15 protein-coding genes are annotated in these 17769 nt (G+C 73.3%); 6 read left to right on the forward strand and 9 right to left on the reverse strand.

What is annotated here, in order from left to right; all coding sequences use genetic code 11:
• Positions 1 to 5 precede the first annotated feature (5 nt).
• The 6 genes from ACLQ2W_RS07255 to deoC form a co-directional block, all read right to left on the reverse strand.
• Positions 6 to 1253, reverse strand: coding sequence for a cytochrome ubiquinol oxidase subunit I (locus ACLQ2W_RS07255; protein ID WP_425785728.1), 1248 nt, complete (start codon positions 1251 to 1253; stop codon positions 6 to 8).
• A gap of 103 nt (positions 1254 to 1356) precedes the next feature.
• Entirely contained in the window at positions 1357 to 2262 is a 906-nt protein-coding gene (locus ACLQ2W_RS07260; RefSeq protein ID WP_425785729.1) for a M56 family metallopeptidase, read from the reverse strand.
• Positions 2263 to 2271: 9 nt separating this feature from the next.
• Complete coding sequence (locus ACLQ2W_RS07265; RefSeq protein ID WP_107157189.1) at positions 2272 to 2688, reverse strand: BlaI/MecI/CopY family transcriptional regulator; 417 nt, start codon at positions 2686 to 2688, stop codon at positions 2272 to 2274.
• Between the two features lie 176 nt (positions 2689 to 2864).
• A complete protein-coding gene (locus ACLQ2W_RS07270; protein WP_425785730.1) occupies positions 2865 to 3689 on the reverse strand; it encodes an aldehyde dehydrogenase family protein in 825 nt (274 codons plus the stop codon).
• Positions 3682 to 5112, reverse strand: a complete 1431-nt coding sequence (locus ACLQ2W_RS07275; protein WP_425785731.1) for an aldehyde dehydrogenase family protein — start codon at positions 5110 to 5112, stop codon at positions 3682 to 3684. The genes ACLQ2W_RS07270 and ACLQ2W_RS07275 overlap by 8 nt, the downstream gene beginning before the upstream one ends.
• 5 nt (positions 5113 to 5117) lie before the next feature.
• Complete coding sequence (gene deoC / locus ACLQ2W_RS07280) at positions 5118 to 6146, reverse strand: deoxyribose-phosphate aldolase (protein WP_425785732.1); 1029 nt, start codon at positions 6144 to 6146, stop codon at positions 5118 to 5120.
• 136 nt (positions 6147 to 6282) lie between these two features.
• On the opposite strand from deoC, the gene upp reads away from it, so the two are divergent.
• Both upp and ACLQ2W_RS07290 read left to right on the forward strand, forming a co-directional pair.
• Positions 6283 to 6915 carry a uracil phosphoribosyltransferase gene (upp, locus tag ACLQ2W_RS07285; protein WP_425785733.1) on the forward strand — a complete coding sequence of 211 codons (633 nt, stop codon included), beginning with the start codon at positions 6283 to 6285 and terminating at the stop codon, positions 6913 to 6915.
• Positions 6916 to 7055: 140 nt separating this feature from the next.
• The gene (locus tag ACLQ2W_RS07290; RefSeq protein ID WP_425785734.1) at positions 7056 to 7739 is read left to right on the forward strand and encodes a GOLPH3/VPS74 family protein; all 684 of its coding nucleotides are present in this window, start codon (positions 7056 to 7058) and stop codon (positions 7737 to 7739) included.
• 87 nt (positions 7740 to 7826) lie between these two features.
• Here the strand turns inward: ACLQ2W_RS07290 and ACLQ2W_RS07295 are convergent, their stop codons facing one another.
• Entirely contained in the window at positions 7827 to 9491 is a 1665-nt protein-coding gene (locus ACLQ2W_RS07295; RefSeq protein WP_425785735.1) for a phospho-sugar mutase, read from the reverse strand.
• Between the two features lie 49 nt (positions 9492 to 9540).
• Positions 9541 to 11559, reverse strand: a complete 2019-nt coding sequence (locus tag ACLQ2W_RS07300) for a serine/threonine-protein kinase (protein WP_425785736.1) — start codon at positions 11557 to 11559, stop codon at positions 9541 to 9543.
• A 202-nt stretch (positions 11560 to 11761) separates the two neighbouring features.
• Between ACLQ2W_RS07300 and ACLQ2W_RS07305 the strand changes: the two genes are divergently transcribed.
• Both ACLQ2W_RS07305 and ACLQ2W_RS07310 read left to right on the forward strand, forming a co-directional pair.
• Positions 11762 to 13345 carry an acyl-CoA mutase large subunit family protein gene (locus ACLQ2W_RS07305; protein WP_425785737.1) on the forward strand — a complete coding sequence of 528 codons (1584 nt, stop codon included), beginning with the start codon at positions 11762 to 11764 and terminating at the stop codon, positions 13343 to 13345.
• Between the two features lie 486 nt (positions 13346 to 13831).
• On the forward strand, positions 13832 to 15091 hold the full coding sequence (locus ACLQ2W_RS07310) for an amidohydrolase (protein ID WP_281942918.1): 1260 nt from the start codon (positions 13832 to 13834) through the stop codon (positions 15089 to 15091).
• Here ACLQ2W_RS07310 and ACLQ2W_RS07315 read toward each other — a convergent pair.
• Complete coding sequence (locus ACLQ2W_RS07315) at positions 15048 to 16019, reverse strand: DUF4349 domain-containing protein (RefSeq protein WP_425785738.1); 972 nt, start codon at positions 16017 to 16019, stop codon at positions 15048 to 15050. The two genes, ACLQ2W_RS07310 and ACLQ2W_RS07315, sit on opposite strands and share 44 nt — an antisense overlap.
• Before the next feature lie 122 nt (positions 16020 to 16141).
• Here ACLQ2W_RS07315 and ACLQ2W_RS07320 point away from each other — a divergent pair, with 122 nt between their 5' ends.
• Positions 16142 to 16774: an MBL fold metallo-hydrolase gene (locus ACLQ2W_RS07320; RefSeq protein ID WP_425785739.1), complete on the forward strand. Its 633-nt coding sequence runs from the start codon at positions 16142 to 16144 to the stop codon at positions 16772 to 16774.
• Positions 16767 to 17747, forward strand: a complete 981-nt coding sequence (locus ACLQ2W_RS07325; protein ID WP_425785740.1) for a hypothetical protein — start codon at positions 16767 to 16769, stop codon at positions 17745 to 17747. The genes ACLQ2W_RS07320 and ACLQ2W_RS07325 overlap by 8 nt, the downstream gene beginning before the upstream one ends.
• Positions 17748 to 17769: the final 22 nt, after the last annotated feature.

Consider the following 17769-nt stretch of genomic DNA (forward strand, 5'->3'; position numbering starts at 1 on the left):
CTCCCTCAGGCGAACACGGGCTGGTGGTGGGCGTCGGTGTCGGGCGCGGGCGGGCGGCCCAGCGCGGGGTCGAGCGCGCCCCGGGCGGCGTGCCGGGCCAGCAGCGTCCAGTTGGTGACCGCGAGCGCGCCGAGCAGCAGGCCGAAGCCGATCAGCGAGGCGAGCATCAGCGCGGGCGACACCGGCGAGACGGCCCGCTCGGTGGGCAGCAGCCCGTACGCCACCCAGGGCTGGCGGCCCACCTCGCGGGCGATCCAGCCGAGCAGCACGGCCACGAACGGCAGCGGCAGGCCGAGCAGGAGCAGCCAGAGCGGGAACCGCAGCCGGATGATCCAGTCGCGCCAGAGCAGCGGCAGCAGCAGCCAGACGCAGCCCAGCGCGAAGCCGATCAGGATCATGAAGCCGAGCCCGACGCTGGACAGCACCGGCGGCTCCCAGTCGCCCGGGCCGAACCGGGCGGTCCAGTCGGCGACCATCGCGTCCCGGTCCGGGCCGCCGCCGAACTTGGTGGGCTGGAGCTGACCGACCGGGCCGAACTGGGCGAAGCCGAAGCCCTGCAACGCGCTCACCGCGAGCGCCGCGGTGACCAGGCCGAGTCGCAGCGAGGTGCGGAACAGCAGGAAGTCCGGGGTACGCCGGAGCAGGTGCCACGCGCTGACCGCGGCCATCAGCAGCCCACCGGTGACCAGGCTCGCGGACACCACGTGGCCGAACGCGAAGCCGAACGTGGGGTTGGTGACCAGCGCGCCGAAGTCGGTGAGGTGGGCCACGCCGTCGCGTACCTCGTAGCCGACCGGGTGCTGGAGCCACGCGTTCGCCACCATGATCCAGAACGCCGAGGCGTACGCGGTCAGCGCGACGCCCCAGAGCAGCGCCAGGTGCACGCCGCGCCGCAGCCGGTGCCACCCGAAGATCCACATCCCGAGGAACGTGGACTCCAGGAAGAACGCGACGAGCGTCTCGATGGCCAGCGGCGCGCCGAACACGTTGCCCACGTAGCGCGACAGGCCGCTCCAGTTCAGCCCGAACTGGAACTCCATCACGATCCCGGTGGCGATGCCGAGCACGTAGTTGATCACGTAGAGCTGGCCCCAGAACCGGGTCAGCCGCTCGTAGACCGGCTTGCCGGTGAGGTAGCCGGCGGTCTGGAGCCCGACCAGCAGCGTGACCAGGCCGAGCGTGACCACCACGAACAGGAAGTGGATCGAGGTGGTGGTGGCGAACTGGAGGCGGGCGAGGAGCAGGGGGTCCATGGCGCGTTCTCCCACGGGTTGGCTCGCTTGTCATAGGCACCCTACACGTAGACTTTCTACCTATGCGGACCCGTGAACCCGGAGCAGCCCCGTAGGGGGCGGCTCAGCTCAGGAACAGGGAGACCGGCAGCGCGACGAGCGTGCCGGCGACGGCCAGCGCGGTGGCGCCGAGCACCCGGGGCGGGCGGTCCGCGACCAGCAGGCGCTGCACCCGTACGTCGAGGTCCCGGTCGCCGATGCCGAGCGTGCCGGCCGGCGTCACCCGGTGCCCGGCGGCGGCGAACCGACGCAGCGCGCCGGCCAGCGGCTCGTCCGCGTGCAGCTCCCGGGCCTTGTCGTCGGCGCGCATCTCGACCAGCAACGCCACCCGGGCGTGCGCGTCGCGCACCCAGCGGAACCAGGGCAGCGCCCGGCACAACGCGGTGAACGGCAGCAGCACCAGGTCGTGCCGCTCCTGCGCGTGCGCCCGCTCGTGGGTGAGCACCGCCGCCAGCTCGGCCGGGTCCAACAGGTCGACGGTGCCGGCGCTCACCACCACCCGGGGGCGCACCCCGGGCAGGCAGTACGCCGCCGCACTCGGATGGTCGAGCACCAGCGCGCCGGGCACCGTCGGGTCGCGCCGCGCCACCAGGCTCAGCAGCTCCCGGTGCCGGCGCTGGGCGCGGACCGCGCCGTGCACGGCGCGCACCGTGGTGGTGACCAGCACCGCGCCGATGCCGAAACCGACCCCGACCAGGCTGAGGTGCACCGCGCCCACGCCGGCCGGCAGCGTGCCGTGGACCAGGTCGTCACCGAGCGCCAGCATCGCGCTCCCGGTCGGCCGGTCGTAGGCGGCGAGCCCGACCGCCATCGGCAGCCCCATGGCGGACAGCCCCAGCGCCAGCCCGACCGCCTGCCAGCAGATGATCGCCACCCGCGGCGCGCGCCACGTCCACCGCGCGGCGGCGAGGACCTGCGCGGTCAGCCAGCAGGCCAGGACGGTGGCGGCGAAGTGCACGGCGTACGCCACGGCAGCCGCCTACCGGTCCGTCGCCTCGTCGAGCGCCGGCCCGCCCGGTCGCGGGTCGGCCAGCCCGGCCTCGGCGCCGAGTGCGGCGCGGAGCACGTCCGCCTCCGTGCCGGTGACCGAGCGGGCGAAGCGCACCAACGCGGCGTCCCGGCTGCCGCCGAGATCGAGCGCGTCGAGCATGAGCTGGGCGATGTGCGCCTCGCGGGTGGCCGCCGGCCGGTACCGCCAGGCCCGTCCCTCCCGCTCGCGCTGGACCATGCCCTTGCCGGCGAGCCGGTCCAGCACCGTCATCACGGTGGTGTAGGCCAGCTCACGCCCGTCGAGGGCGTCGGCGACCTCGCGCACGGTCACCCCGTCCGACGTGGCGGGCACCGAGTCCCACAGCACGTCCATCACCGCACGCTCAAGGTCCCCCAGCCGAGTCACCCGCCAATCCTACCCCCCGTAGTAGACCCCACCCACCCCGCCGCCGCCCGCGTCCCACCCCCACCCCACCCCGCTCCCTCCCCTGATTCACGGAAAGAGTGGCCATCCAGGCGCGGATGGCCACTCTTTCCGTGAAAGTGCGGGGATCTTGTGAGGGGGTGAGGGGGTGAGGCGGGTCAGACGCCCTTGGGGTGCCAGACGGTCTTGGTCTCCAGGAGCGTGGTCATCCGGGTCAGGCCCGGGTCGGTGTGCCAGTCGTGGTCGGCCGGGGCCGGTCGGAGCACCCGCTTGAGGTTCTCCGCGGCCTTGACCTCCAACTCCACCGCCAGCTCGGCGTCCGCCACACCGGTCAGGTCGATCGCGCTGACGTCCATGTGCGCGGCAAGCGTCGGCGCCGTCTCGGTGATCCGGCCGGTGAGGATGTTCACCACGCCCCCCGGCAGGTCGGAGGTGGCCAGCACTTCGGCCAGCGTGACCGCCGCCAGCGGCGCGGCCGGGGAGGCGGCCACCACCACCGTGTTGCCGGTGACGATCGCCGGGGCGATCACGCTCACCAGGCCGAGCAGCGCCGGGGACTCCGGGGCCACCACGGCGACCACGCCGGTCGGCTCCGGCGCGGACAGGTTGAAGTACGGGCCGGCCACCGGGTTCGCCCCGCCGTAGACCTGGGGGAGCTTGTCGGACCAGCCGGCGTACCAGACCCAGCGGTCGATCGCGGCGTCCACCTCGTCGGCCGGGACGCCGAGCGCCACGAACTGCTTGCGCCGGCCCTCCAGCATCTCGGCGACCCGGTAGAGGATCTGACCCCGGTTGTACGCGGTCGCCCCGGCCCAGCCCTTCACCGCGGCCCGGGCGGCGACCACCGCGTCCCGCGCGTCCTTGCGGGAGGCCAGCGACACGTTGGAGTCCTGCACGAGATACGACCGTCCCGACTCGCTGCGCGGGAACTTCCCGCCGATGAAGAGCTTGTACGTCTTGCGTACCGCGACCCGCTCAGACATTGAGGTACGCCTCCAGCCCCTGCCGGCCGCCCTCGCGACCGTAGCCCGACTCCTTGTAGCCGCCGAACGGTGAGGTCGGGTCGAACTTGTTGAACGTGTTGGCCCACACCACGCCGGCGCGCAGCCGGTCGGCCACCCACAGGATCCGGGAACCCTTGTCGGTCCAGATCCCGGCCGACAGCCCGTACGGCGTGTTGTTGGCCTTCTCCACCGCCTCCGCCGGGGTGCGGAACGTCAGCACGGACAGCACCGGGCCGAAGATCTCCTCGCGGGCGATCCGGTGCGCCTGGGTGACCCCGGTGAAGATGGTCGGCGCGAACCAGAACCCGCGGTCCGGCAGCTCGCACGGCGGCGACCAGCGCTCGGCCCCCTCGGCGGCGCCGACGTCGGACAGCTCGCGGATGCGCGCCAACTGCTCGGCCGAGTTGATCGCGCCGACGTCGGTGTTCTTGTCCAGCGGGTCACCGACCCGCAGCCGGGCCATCCGGCGCTTGAGCGACTCCAGCACCTGCTCGGCGACCGACTCCTGGACCAGCAGCCGGGACCCGGCGCAGCAGACGTGCCCCTGGTTGAAGAAGATGCCGTTGACGATCCCCTCGACCGCCTGGTCGACCGGGGCGTCGTCGAAGACGATGTTGGCGGCCTTGCCGCCCAGCTCCAGGGTGAGCTTCTTGCGGGTGCCGGCGACCGCACGGGCGATGGCCTTGCCGACCTCGGTGGAGCCGGTGAACGCGACCTTGTCCACGCCCGGGTGCTCGACCAGCGCGCGGCCGGTGTCGCCGGCCCCGGTGACGATGTTGACCACACCGGCCGGCAGGTCGGCCTGCTGGCAGATCTCGGCGAACAGCAGCGCGGTCAGCGGCGTGGTCTCGGCCGGCTTCAGCACCACCGTGTTGCCGGCGGCGAGCGCCGGGGCGATCTTCCAGGCCAGCATGAGCAGCGGGAAGTTCCACGGGATGACCTGTGCGGCCACGCCCAGCGGCTTCGGGTCGGAGCCGAAGCCGGCGTGCTCCAGCTTGTCCGCCCAGCCGGCGTAGTAGAAGAAGTGCGCGGCGACCAGTGGCAGGTCGACGTCGCGCGACTCCTTGATCGGCTTGCCGTTGTCGAGCGACTCCAGCACGGCCAGCTCGCGCGAGCGCTCCTGGATGATCCGGGCGATCCGGAACAGGTACTTCGCCCGGTCCCGGCCCGGCATCGGACCCCAGACCTTCTCGTACGCCGTCCGGGCGGCCCGGACCGCGCGGTCCACGTCCGCGCTGCCGGCCTCGGCGATCTCGGCCAGGACCTCCTCGGAGGCCGGGTTGATCGACTTGAAGCTGCCACCGTCGGCCGGGTCGACGAACTTTCCGTCGACGAAGAGCCCGTACGAGGGCCTGAGGTCGACCACCGAGCGCGACTCGGGGGCGGGTGCGTATTCGAACATCGCGGTCAGTCCAGGGTGAAGTAGTCGGGGCCGGCGTAGACGCCGGTCGTCAGCTTGGTGCGTTGCATCAACAGGTCGTTGAGCAGGCTGGACGCGCCGAACCGGAACCAGTCCGGGTCGAGCCAGTCGGCGCCGACCGTCTCGTTGACCATGACCAGGTACTTGATCGCGTCCTTGGTGTTCTTGATGCCGCCGGCCGGCTTCACGCCGACCTGCCGCCCGGTGGCGGCGCGGAAGTCGCGGACCGCCTCCAGCATCACCAGCGTCACCGGCAGCGTGGCCGCGACCGGGACCTTGCCGGTGGAGGTCTTGATGAAGTCACCGCCGGCCAGCATGGCGAGCCAGGACGCCCGCCGCACGTTGTCGTAGGTGGCCAGCTCGCCGGTCTCCAGGATCACCTTGAGGTGGGCGTCCCCGCAGGCCTCCTTGGTGGCCACGATCTCGTCGTGGACCTCCTGGTAGCGGCCGGCCAGGAACGCACCCCGGTTGATCACCATGTCGATCTCGTCCGCGCCGGCCTCGACGGCCACCCGGACGTCGGCGAGCTTGATCTCCAGCGGGGCCTGCCCGGACGGGAACGAGGTCGCCACGCTGGCCAGGTGCACAGTGCCGACTCCGGCCGGCGCGGCACCGTCCGCCTGTGCCGGTCCGCCGGATGGCCGCCCGGAGCCGGCACCGCTGCCGCGCAGCACCTCGGCCACGTACGGGACCATCGCCGGGTAGACGCAGACCGCGCCGACGTGTGGGCAGGACGGGTCGGCCGGGTCGGGGCGTAGCGCCTTGGCCGCCAGCGCCCGCACCTTGCCCGGGGTGTCGGCCCCTTCGAGGGTGGTCAGGTCGACCATCCGGATGGCCAGGTCGATCGCCTCGGCCTTGGCCGTGGTCTTGATGGAGCGGGTGCCGAGCTGGGCCGCCCGCTGCTCCGCGCCGACCTGGTCCACGCCCGGCAGGCCGTGCAGGAAGGTCCGCAGAGCGGTCTCGGATCGTCCCAGCTCGGAGAGGTCCGACCGGGCCGACGTCGCTGTCGCCGTCATGCCCCGAATAGTACGCACCCGCGAGTCGAGTGATCTTGGTCATGGTCGAGGGGTTGCATCCGGCACACGTGAGCGGTGTCGCTGGTCGGGCCGCACCCGACGTGCCACCGGCCGGGGACCGGTAGGTTGAGCGATCGTGGACGTACACGTCATTGACCATCCGCTCGCCCAGACGCGGCTGACCGCCATGCGGGACGCCCGGACCGACTCCTCGTCGTTCCGGGCGGCGCTGCGCGAACTCACCACCATGCTGGTGTACGAGGCCGCACGCTCCTTCCCCGTCGAGAACTACTCGATCCAGACCCCGGTCACCGCCACCGAGGGCACCCGGCTGGCCAACCCGCCGCTGCTCGTACCGGTGCTGCGGGCCGGGCTCGGCATGGCCGACGCCGCGCTCGCCCTGGTGCCCGAGTCGACGATGGGCTTCGTGGGCCTGGCCCGCGACGAGGAGACGTACGAGCCGCGCGCCTACATGGAGTCGCTGCCCCGGGACCTCAGCGGCCGGCCGGTGCTGGTGCTCGACCCGATGCTGGCCACCGGCGGCTCGCTGGAGCACTGCTGCCGGCTGCTCGCCGACCGGGGCTGCACCGACATCACCGTGCTCTGCGTGCTGGCCGCCCCGGTCGGCATCGAGCGGCTGGAGCGGAGCGGCCTCCCGCTGCGCCTGGTCACCGCGTCCATCGACGAGGGCCTCAACGACAAGATGTTCATCGTCCCCGGCCTCGGCGACGCCGGCGACCGCCAGTTCGGCGGCATGCCCCGCTTCTGACGCCCCTGTTGCCGCTGATTCACGGAAAGAGGGCGCATTTACCCTCGAAAAGGCCCGCTTTCCGTGAATCAGGCGACCCGGGGGACGTGACCCCGGAGAGTTGGTGCGCGGGGTGCGGGGAGGCGCTAGCGTTCCGGGCCATGACTGGTGTTGCGCTCGCCGAGGAGTTGCTCCTCCTCGCGTATGACGACGAATCCGGCAAGGCCGCCATGCCCCGGATCAGCCTGGACCTGGGCATGGCCGCGGCGGTGCTGGTCGAGCTGGCCCTCGCCGGCCGGATCGCGTACGCGGAGGGGAACCTCGCGGTGGTCGACCCGGCACCGACCGGCGAGCCGATCGCGGACGCGGTGCTCGCCAAGATGGCCGCGGACACCCCGCACACGCCGTCGTCCTGGGTGCAGCGCCTGCGGCACGGGCTGCGCGACAAGATCCTCGGCGACCTCTGCGAACGCGGCGTGGTCCGCGACGTCGACGAGACCGAGCTGGGCTTCATCCACGTGCACCGCTACCCGGTGGCGGACGCCTCGGTCGAGGCGGACATCCGACGGCGGCTGGCCGACGCGCTGACCAGCGGGCAGCTCCCGGACGAGCGGACCGCCGCGCTCGCCACGCTGGTCGCGGTGCTGCGGATGGAACCGGCGCTCGGGCTCACCGGCGCCGCCGCGGACGACGCCGGCAAGCGGCTGGAGGAGATCGCGGCCGGCGCCGGCTTCTCCGGCACGGTGAGCCTGGACGACAGCGTGGTACGCCCCTCGGTCAGCCTGGTGATCGTCGCGCTGGGCCAGGCGGTCGACGCCGCCCTCGGCAAGCGGCCCAGCGTGTAAGGCGGGGCCCCCTGTTAACGCATCCGGTATAGATGGGGCCCCTTCTCACACTCAGGTGTTAAGAAGGGGCCCCTCCTTGCATCTCGGTCAGAGGCCGAGCGCGGCGGCGATCTCGGTGCGCAGCTCGGTGACGGCCGCCCGGGCGCGGCTGCGGGCCGCCGGCACGTCGCCGTCGGTCACCGGCGCTACCACCTCCAGGTACGCCTTCAGCTTCGGCTCGGTGCCGGAGGGCCGGATGACCACCCGGGCGGCGTCGGTACGCAGGATCACCACGTCCGCCTCGGGGAGCAGGTCGGACGCCTCGGCGACCGGCTGCCCGAGCAGCGACGTCGGGGTGGCCGCCCGGATCCGCGCCATCGAGTCCGCGATCACCCGCAGGTCCTCCACCCGCACCGAGAGCTGGTCGGTGTGGTGCACGCCGAACTCGGCCGCCAGCTCGTCCAGCCGGTCGGTGAGCGTCCGACCCTGGGCCTTGAGGCCGGCGGCCAGCTCGGCGACGGTCAGCGCGGCGGTGATGCCGTCCTTGTCCCGCACGTGCCCCGGCGCGACGCAGTAGCCCAACGCCTCCTCGTAGCCGTAGACCAGCGGCTCCCGGCCGCCGCCGGCCCGGACGATCCACTTGAACCCGGTCAACGTCTCGTCGTAGGGCAGCCCGCGCGCCTCGGCCATCGCCCGCAGCAGCGTCGACGAGACGATGGTGGTGGCGTACAGGCCGGTCACGCCGCGCCGCATCAGGTGGTCGGCGAGCAGCGCGCCCACCTCGTCGCCGCGCAGCATCCGCCAGGACCCGGCATCGCGTACGGCCACCGCGCACCGGTCCGCGTCCGGGTCGTTGGCGATCGCCAGGTCCGCGCCGGTGCGGTCGGCGAGCGCGACCAGCAGGTCCACCGCGCCCGGCTCCTCCGGGTTGGGGAAGTTGACGGTCGGGAACGCCGGATCCGGTTCCGCCTGCTCGGGCACCACCCCGGGCACGCCGAAGCCGGCCCGCGCGAACGCGGCGGTCAGCACCGCCGCGCCCACCCCGTGCAGCGGCGTGTACGCCACCCTCAGGTCGCGTGGGCCGGCCGGGTCCACCACCGCGGCGGCCCGGTCCACGTACGCGGCGACCAGGTCGTCGCCGAGCACCTGACCGGCCGGGCCGAGCGGCACCCGGGCGAGCGGGCCGACCGCCCGGATCGCGGCCTCGATGCCGGCGTCGGCCGGCGGCACGATCTGCGCCCCCGCGCCCAGCTCACCGCCGAGCTGCGCGCCCAGGTACACCTTGTAGCCGTTGTCCTGCGGCGGGTTGTGGCTGGCGGTGACCATCACGCCGGCGACGGCGCCGAGCTGCCGGACCGCGAACGCCAGCACCGGCGTGGGCAGCGGGCGGGGCAGCAGCAGCGCCGCCCGGCCCGCGCCGGTGGCCACCTGCGCGGTGCGCTCGGCGAACGCGCGGGAGCCGCGCCGGGCGTCGTACCCGATCACCAGCGGGCCCTCGCCGCCCTGGGCGGCAAGCCAGCCGACCAGCCCGGCGGCGGCCTGGGTGACCACGGCGAGGTTCATCCCGTTGGGCCCGGCGCGCAGCGGACCGCGCAGGCCGGCGGTGCCGAACGTCAGCGGGCCGGCGAACCGGTCGGCCAGCTCGGCGGCCGTGCCGGGCAGCCCGTCGAGGACGGCGCGCAGCTCGTCCCGGTCGGCCGGGTCGGGGTCGTCGGCGAGCCAGCGCTCGGCTGAAACGCGAAGGTCGTCAAGGTCAGTGGTGTCCGCCGCCATGGCCTCTTGATAGCACGGCGACGGATCACCACCGGTCGTCGGCCTCGACTCAGTTGTCGGCCGTGAGCCGGAACGAACCGGCCATCGCCTCGAAGATCGGCTTACTCTCGGCGAATCGTGCGTCGGTGGAGGAGAGGTAGAACGAGTAGACCTTGCCGTCCTTGACCAGACCCCGCCAGATGCCGTGCCGCATGGCGTCACCCTCGCCGCAGGTGTATTCGACCTGGCCCGCGCTCTGGCCGGCGAGCGGCTGCTCGGAGACCGACACCTCGGTGTAGGGGGCCGGGCAGTTCTTGCTCTTGGCGCTGTTCTTCTTCAGGTTGCGCGAGGCGAACTCGGCCCAGCTGATCGAGGTGCCGCCCCACTCCTCAGCGATGACCCGCACCTTCCGACCCTCGTCGTTCGGGTCGACGTAGTCGACGTAGAGGCCGCCGGTCTGCCGCTGCCAGCCCTTCGGCACCTGGATGGTGATGCCCTTGACGGTCTGCTCCTGCATCTCCGGCGCGGCGGCGGCCGAGTTCGACGGCAGCGTGCCCACGATCGGCGGCGGCGCGTCGTCACCGCCGCCGCTGGTCAGCGCGATCACGCTCACCAGCAGCACCACGGCCAGGCCGCCGGCGGCGGCGAGCTGGACCTTGCGGGGCCACGCCTTGACCTTGCCGAGCAGCCCCTTCGCCCCGCCGGGCGAGCCGGTGCCGGGCGCGGTGGCCGGCGTGGTCCACGGCTGGCCGGTGCCCGGCACCGACCACTGCGCGCCGCCGCCGTACACCGGCTGGGTGGCGTCGGCGTTGCCGCCGTAGGTGGTCGGCGTGGCGGTGGGGACGTGCTGGGTGGCGTCCGTGCCCGCGCCCTGGTCGAACCGGACGGTGGCGTCCGGCGAGATGCGCTGGGTGGCCTCGGGCGCGTCCGGCCCGGACATCGCTCCGGTCGGCGTGTGCAGCGGGCCGGCGAGCGCGTCGGCGCTGGTCTCGTCGAGCGCCGCGGCGCCGGTCGCCGGCTTCGCGGCGGGACGCTCCCCGCGCCGCAGCGCGGCGAGGCGGTCGGTGAGCGACTCGCTCGGGCCGATCATCGCCCGGCCGCCGATCTGCCCGCTGGGCTTCGGCTCCGGCGCGGCCGGCGGCGGCGTGGTCGGGCGCGGCACCGGCACCACCGCGTACGGGTCGGTGACCGAGTTGACCGCGGTGGCGGTGCTGGTCAGCGGGCCGGCGAGCAGCTCGCGCAGCATGGCCCGGGCCCGGTGCACGTCGAGGCGGCGGGCCGGGTCCTTCTCCAGCAGGCCCATCAGCACGCCGGTGAGCGGGCCGCTGCGCTGCGGTGTGGCGGGCGGGTCCTCGACCACGGCGTGCATGGTCTCGATCGGGTCGCCCTTGTCGAACGGGGGCCGGCCCTCGACCGCGGTGTAGAGCGTCACGCCGAGCGAGAACAGGTCGCTGGGCGGGCCGAACTCCTGGCCCATGGCCCGCTCGGGGGAGATGAAGTGCGGCGAGCCGAGCACCATGCCGGGCGTGGTGAGCTGCACGTCGGTGGGCATCCGGGCGACGCCGAAGTCGGTCAGCACGCAGCGCCCGTCGGAGCAGATCAGCACGTTCGCCGGCTTGACGTCGCGGTGCAGCACGCTGAGCGCGTGCGCCACCTCCAGCGCGCCGAGCAGCGCGATGCCGATCTTGGCGACCGCACGCGGCGCGACCGGCCCGTCCTCGATCACCATGTCGGCCAGGCTGCGGGCGTCCAGCAGTTCCATCACGATCCACGGCCGGCCACCCTCGGTGACCACGTCGTAGACCTGCACCACGGCCGGGTGCTGGATCGCGGCGGCGGCGCGGGCCTCGCGCAGCGTCCGTTCGTAGAGCGCGTCGCGGTCGCTGGGGGCGAGCCCGGGCGGGAGGACGACCTCCTTGACCGCCACGTCGCGGCGCAGAAGTGTGTCTGTGGCCCGCCAGACCGTGCCCATGCCGCCGTTGCCCACCGGGGATCGCAGCGAGTAGCGACCACCGATGGTGGTGCCGGGCGCCGCGCGTCCAGTGGGGGGACTGGCCGGTCCGCCGCTCCACGTCGGAATCTGAGTCACAGAAAAGCCACCGGGGGATATCGAGGGGGCTGGGACACAACCCCTCTATCTTGCTGGTTCCGACGCCCGATGCGAAACCCGACGCGGCGGGCGTTTACCTACTCGACGGTATGTGGCCAGCTACTCACCTCCGGTGGGCCGCCGGTGCCGGTGTGCGGTATCCCTCACCCACTTGGCGGCGACCGCGTCCTACCATCCGGTAATGAGTGATGCGCGGTCAAGCGAGTCGGGTTTCCCGATCAAGGGCGTCTACACGGCGGCTGACCTTCCGGCGGACCTGGACGCCCGACTCGGTGAGCCGGGCGAGTACCCGTACACCCGCGGGGTCTACCCGACGATGTACACGTCCCGGCCGTGGACCATGCGGCAGTACGCCGGCTTCGGCACCGCCACCGAGAGCAACGCGCGTTACCACCAGCTCCTGCGGGCCGGCACCATGGGCCTGTCGGTCGCGTTCGACCTGCCCACCCAGATGGGGTACGACTCGGACGACCCGATCGCGCACGGCGAGGTGGGCAAGGTCGGCGTCGCCATCGACTCCATCGAGGACATGCGCACGCTGTTCGGCGGGATCCCGCTGGACAAGGTCTCCACCTCGATGACGATCAACGCGCCCGGCTCGGTGCTGCTGCTGCTCTACCAGCTCGTGGCGGAGGAGACCGGGGTGCCGGGCGGGGCGCTCAACGGCACCATCCAGAACGACATCCTCAAGGAGTACATCGCGCGGGGGACGTACATCTTCCCGCCGAAGCCCTCGCTGCGGCTGGTCGCCGACACCTTCGCCTACTGCCGGGCCGAGGTGCCGAAGTGGAACACCATCTCCATCTCCGGCTACCACATGGCCGAGGCCGGCGCGTCGCCCGCGCAGGAGATCGCGTTCACGCTGGCCAACGGTGTGGAGTACGTCCGGGCCGCGCTGGCGGCCGGGCTGGCCGTGGACGACTTCGCGCCCCGGCTGTCGTTCTTCTTCGTGGCCCGCACCACGCTGCTGGAGGAGGTCGCCAAGTTCCGCGCGGCCCGCCGCATCTGGGCCCGCCTGATGCGCGACGACTTCGGCGCGAAGAACCCGAAGTCGCTGATGCTGCGGTTCCACACCCAGACCGCCGGCGTGCAGCTCACCGCGCAGCAGCCGGAGGTCAACCTGGTCCGGGTGGCGGTGCAGGGCCTGGGCGCGGTGCTCGGCGGCACCCAGTCGCTGCACACGAACAGCTTCGACGAGGCGATCGCGCTGCCCACCGAGAAGGCGGCCCGGCTGGCGCTGCGGACCCAGCAGGTGCTGGCGTACGAGACGGATCTCACCGCCACCGTCGACCCGTTCGCCGGGTCGTACGTGATCGAGGCGATGACCGACGAGCTGGAGGCGGCGGCGGTCGAGCTGATGGACCGGGTGTTCGACCACGGCTCGGCGGTGGACGCCATCGAGGCCGGCTTCCAGAAGCGCGAGATCGAGCAGTCCGCGTACCGGATCGCCCAGGAGATCGACGCGGGCGAGCGGGTGGTGGTCGGGCTGAACCGGTTCCGGGTCGACGAGGAGGAGCCGTACGAGCCGCTGCGGGTGGACCCGTCGATCGAGGCGGCCCAGGCGGACCGGCTGGCCAGGCTGCGCGCCGAGCGGGACTCGGGAGCGGTCGAGCGGGCGCTGGCCGAGCTGCGCGCCGCGGCCGAGGGTGACGCCAACGTGCTCTATCCGATGAAGGAGGCGCTGCGGGCCCGGGCCACGGTGGGCGAGGTCTGCGGGACGCTGCGCGGCGTGTGGGGGGTCCACCGGCCGAGTGACCGGTTCTGAGACGTCGGTGACGGCGGCCCCGTCGGCATCCCCTGGGTGCCCGGCGCGGGCCGCCTTTCGCATTCTGGCGGGTGTGCGATTTTGTCAGGCGGGTAACCCGTTCGGGTGAACGGGACGGACAGCATGTGCGGTCGGTGAGCGGACGGCCATGTCACCGTCGGGAGTCGCCCGGCAGCCGACGGTTGTCGGGCAATTGTCGGAGTGGCAGTTAATTGCCGCGACTAATGCGACAATTCGGAACGACAACTCGGCTTTTGGTAATCGATGAATCGGTTACGCGTTGTAGGAGGTGGGGGGCAGATGACCGCGTCCGACCACGATCTACCTGCTGTCCCGCAGATATTCGAGCGCTCCCACCAGGGCATTCGTGACGCTGCGCGGTCCGATCACTACGCGAAAGATGTTGCGCAGCGTCACCGTCGGGGGTCTAGGCTGTCTGCTGTTCTGCCCGATGATCCATCCCTCTCAAGTGATCGAGAATTCGACGTGACGAGTGCGTTGACGCTGCCCTCGGGCGGCCCGCTGGCGTCGTCCCGGCCCGAGGCGCCGACCGGTTCCCAGCCCCTGCCCTTCGAGCTCGACCATCTGCTCGCGCTGCGGGTACCCGGCCTCATCGCGACCCGCCGTCACATCCACTCCCACCCGGAACTGTCCGGCGAGGAGTTCGAGACGGCCGCCCTGGTGCACCGGGAACTCTCCCTCGCCGGGCTGAGCCCGCGACTGCTGCCGAAGGGCAACGGCGTCATCTGCGACATCGACGGCCGCCCCGACGGGCCGGTGGTCGCGCTCCGCGCCGACATCGACGCGCTGCCGCTCAGCGACCCGAAGGACGTGCCGTACCGCTCGACGGTGGACGGCGTCTGCCACGCCTGCGGCCACGACGTGCACACCGCCGTGCTGCTCGGCGTCGGCATGCTGCTCGCCCAGCTCGCCGACCTCGGTGAGCTCGACGGCCGGGTGCGGCTCATCTTCCAGCCGGCCGAGGAGATCCTGCCCTGCGGCTCGCTGGAGGTGATCGAGGCCGGCGGCCTCGACGACGTGGTGCAGATCTTCGCGCTGCACTGCGACCCGAACCTGCCGGTCGGCAAGGTCGGCCTGCGGGTCGGCCCGATCACCGCCGCCGCCGACAACGTCACCGTCCGGCTCACCGGGCCGGGCGGGCACACCGCCCGGCCGCACCTGACCGTCGACCTGGTCGACGCGCTCGGCCGGCTGGTCACCGAGGTGCCGACGCTGATCAGTCGCCGGGTGCCGGCCAACAGCGGGCTGCTGCTGGTGTTCGGCCACGCCTCGGCCGGCACCCGCTACAACGTCATCCCCTCCGAGGCGTCCGCCGCCGGCACGCTGCGGGTGATGGACCGGGAGACCTGGGAGCAGGCCCCCAAGATCGTGGCCCAGGTGGTGCGGGACGTGCTCGCCCCCACCGGCGCCACCGTCGACCTGGAATACCTGCGCGGTCGCCCGCCGGTGACAAACGACGCCGGGGCCATCGGCGTGCTCACCGCCGCCACCGCGTCGGCGCTCGGGCCGGAGGGCATCGCCGAGACGCCGCAGAGCATGGGCGGCGAGGACTTCTCCTGGTACCTGGAGCACGTGCCCGGCGCGCTCGCCCGCCTCGGCGTCGGCCGGAACGGTCCCAACATGGACCTGCACCGGGCCTCCTTCGACGTGGACGAGCGCGCCATCGAGGCGGGCGTACGCCTCATGGTCCAGACCGCGCTGCGGGCACTGGCGGCGGCGCGCTGACCGGACCGCCACCCGGCCCGACCGGCGGCGGTCCCATCGGGTACGGGCCGGGCGGCGGCGTCCGCCGGGCCCGCGTCCGCCGCCGCCAGCGCAGCAGCAACCACAGCGGTACGCCGATCACCACCGCGAACGGCAGCACGGCGCCGAGCACGGTGAGCAGGACGCGTACCGAGGTGAGGAACACCGCCCAGCCGCCGCCCAGCCCGGAGAGGAAACCGAGGTCGGCACCCTCCTCGGCGGTGCTGGCGTCGCGACCCAGGAACGTCACGGTGATGGTGGAGAGCGCGGTCAGGTCGGCCAGCCGGCGCTTGCGTGCCTCCAACGCGGCCAGGTCGGCCTGCCGGGTGCCCACCTCGTTCTCCAGCGTGACGAGCTGATCCACGGAACTCGCCTCGGCGAGCAGCTTGCGGGCGCTCTCCACCCGGGCCCGCTGGGTGGCGATCCGGGCGTCCAGGTCGACCACCTGCTCGGTGACGTCCTCGGTGCGGATCTCCCGGCGCTCCTGCCGGCCGTAGCCGGCGAGCTGGTCGATCACGCCGGCGAACTTGTCGGCCGGCACCCGCAGGGTCAGCACCGCCCGGGCGTCCGCCGACGAACTGGACCGCCGGTCCCCGCCGACGAAGCCGCCGGCCGCGGTGACCGCCGTGGTCGCCTGCCGCGCCGCGGCGTCCACGTCGTCCACCCGCACCTGCATCGTGCCGGTGTAGATGATGGACCGTTGGTCCACCCGCAGGTCGGCGCCGCCGGTCCCGCCCGGCGCCGCCTGGTCCCGGTCCCGCGCGGCGCCACCCTCGGCAGCCGGTGCCGCCGCGTCGCGGCCACCGCTGCTCCCATCGCTGTCCCCGCCGGCGCTGCACGCGCCCACGGCCAGCATCGCGACCAGGCCCACCGCCACCAGGGACCCGCCCCGGAGTCGTCGTCCACCCATTCCCCGCTCCGATCGTCGTCGGCCCCGCCGGTCGGGGCCGATACCTCGGACGCGACGCGTGGTCGCGCCGGTTCCGGCAGACTGCGCTGAGGACGTCACGATTCGATATTGGAGGAGTCACGATGCGGCTCACCAAGTACGCCCACTCCTGTCTCCGGCTGGAGCACGACGGGGGAGTGCTGGTCGTCGACCCCGGTGTCTTCAGCGACGCGGCCGGGGCGCTGGACGGGGCGGACGCGGTGCTTGTCACCCACGAGCACCCGGACCATGTGGACGTCGCCGCGCTGACCCGGGCGCTGGAGCGGCGGGCGGTGCCGGTGCACGGCCCCGCCTCGCTCGCCGGCGTGCTCGGCGACGCCGCCGAGGCGCTCGTCGTGGTCACGCCCGGTGAGTCGTTCACCGCCGCCGGCGTGCCGGTGCGCGCGTACGGGGGGCAGCACGCGGTCATCCACCCGGACATCCCGGTGATCCCGAACCTGGGCTACCTGTTCGCCGACACGGTCTACCACCCGGGCGACGCGTTGGTCGCCCCCGACGACGTCCGGGTGGACACGCTGTTCGCCCCGATCCACGCGCCCTGGTCGAAGTTCTCCGAGGTGCTCGACTTCATCCGCGCGGTCGCCCCACGCCGCGCGTACGCGCTGCACGACGGGCTGCTCAACGCCAACGGCTTCGGGGTGCTGGACCGGCAGTACACCGCGATGTCCGGCACCGACTACCGCCGTCTGGAGCCGGGCACCCGGATCGATGCCTGACGTTCCCGCCGACCTGGTCCGGCGGCTCTACGCCACGCCGCCGGAGAAGTTCGTCGCGGCCCGGGACGCCGCCGTCGCGCAGGCGCGGGGGGCCGGCGATCCGCGTACCGCCCGGGAGATCGGCCGGCTGCGACGGCCCACGGTCGCGGCCTGGCTGGTCAACCTGCTCGCGATCAGGCGACCCGAGTTGGTCGCCGACCTCGCCCAGCTCGCCGACTCGCTCCGCGCCGCCCAACGCGACCTGCGCGGCGGCAAGCTGCGGGAACTCTCCGCCCAGCGGCGCGCCGTGGTGGGCGCGCTGGTCGCCGAGGTGCGCAAGCTGGCCGCCGCCGAACCCGCCGCGCCGTCGGTCGGGAAGCTGCCGCTGGGCGAGGTGGAGGCGACGCTCAACGCCGCGCTCTCCGACACCGAGGTGGCCGAGCAGGTACGCGCCGGCCGGCTGCTGCGGGCCAGCCACTACGCCGGGTTCGGCGAGGTGCCCCGCCCCCAGTTGCGGCTGGTGACCGGCGGCGAGGACACGGCCGGCGTACCGGAGCGGGCGGGTGGGTCCGGCGGGCCGGAGCGGGCGGGTGGGGCCGGCGGGCCGGACGGGGCGACCGCACGGGCCGAGGCGCGGCGGGCCCGCGACCAGCGGGCGGCGCGGGCCGAACGGGCCGCCCGGCGGCGGGCGGCGACCCGCGAGCTGGCGAAGGCCCACACGGATCTGGAGCGGGCCGAACAGGAACTGGCCGGGGCGGGCGCGGCCGAACGGGACGGCGTGGCGGCGCTGGACCGGATCGAGACCGAGCTGGCCGAGCTGGAACGCCGCCGGGCGGTGGCCGAACAGGAGCTGAGCCGGGCCCGGCTGGCCCGTCGGGGCGCGGAACGGACGGTCACCGCCGCCCGTCGGCGGGCCGGCGAGGTGGAGGCCGTGTTGGAGGCGCTCGACGCCGAAGAGGGGGATGCCGAAGACGGTGACGACCGGGCAGACTGAGCGTGATGAACGACCACGGTGG

Origin of the sequence: Micromonospora sp. DT227 (genome assembly GCF_049841835.1) — a bacterium.
Lineage (GTDB): Bacteria > Actinomycetota > Actinomycetes > Mycobacteriales > Micromonosporaceae > Micromonospora.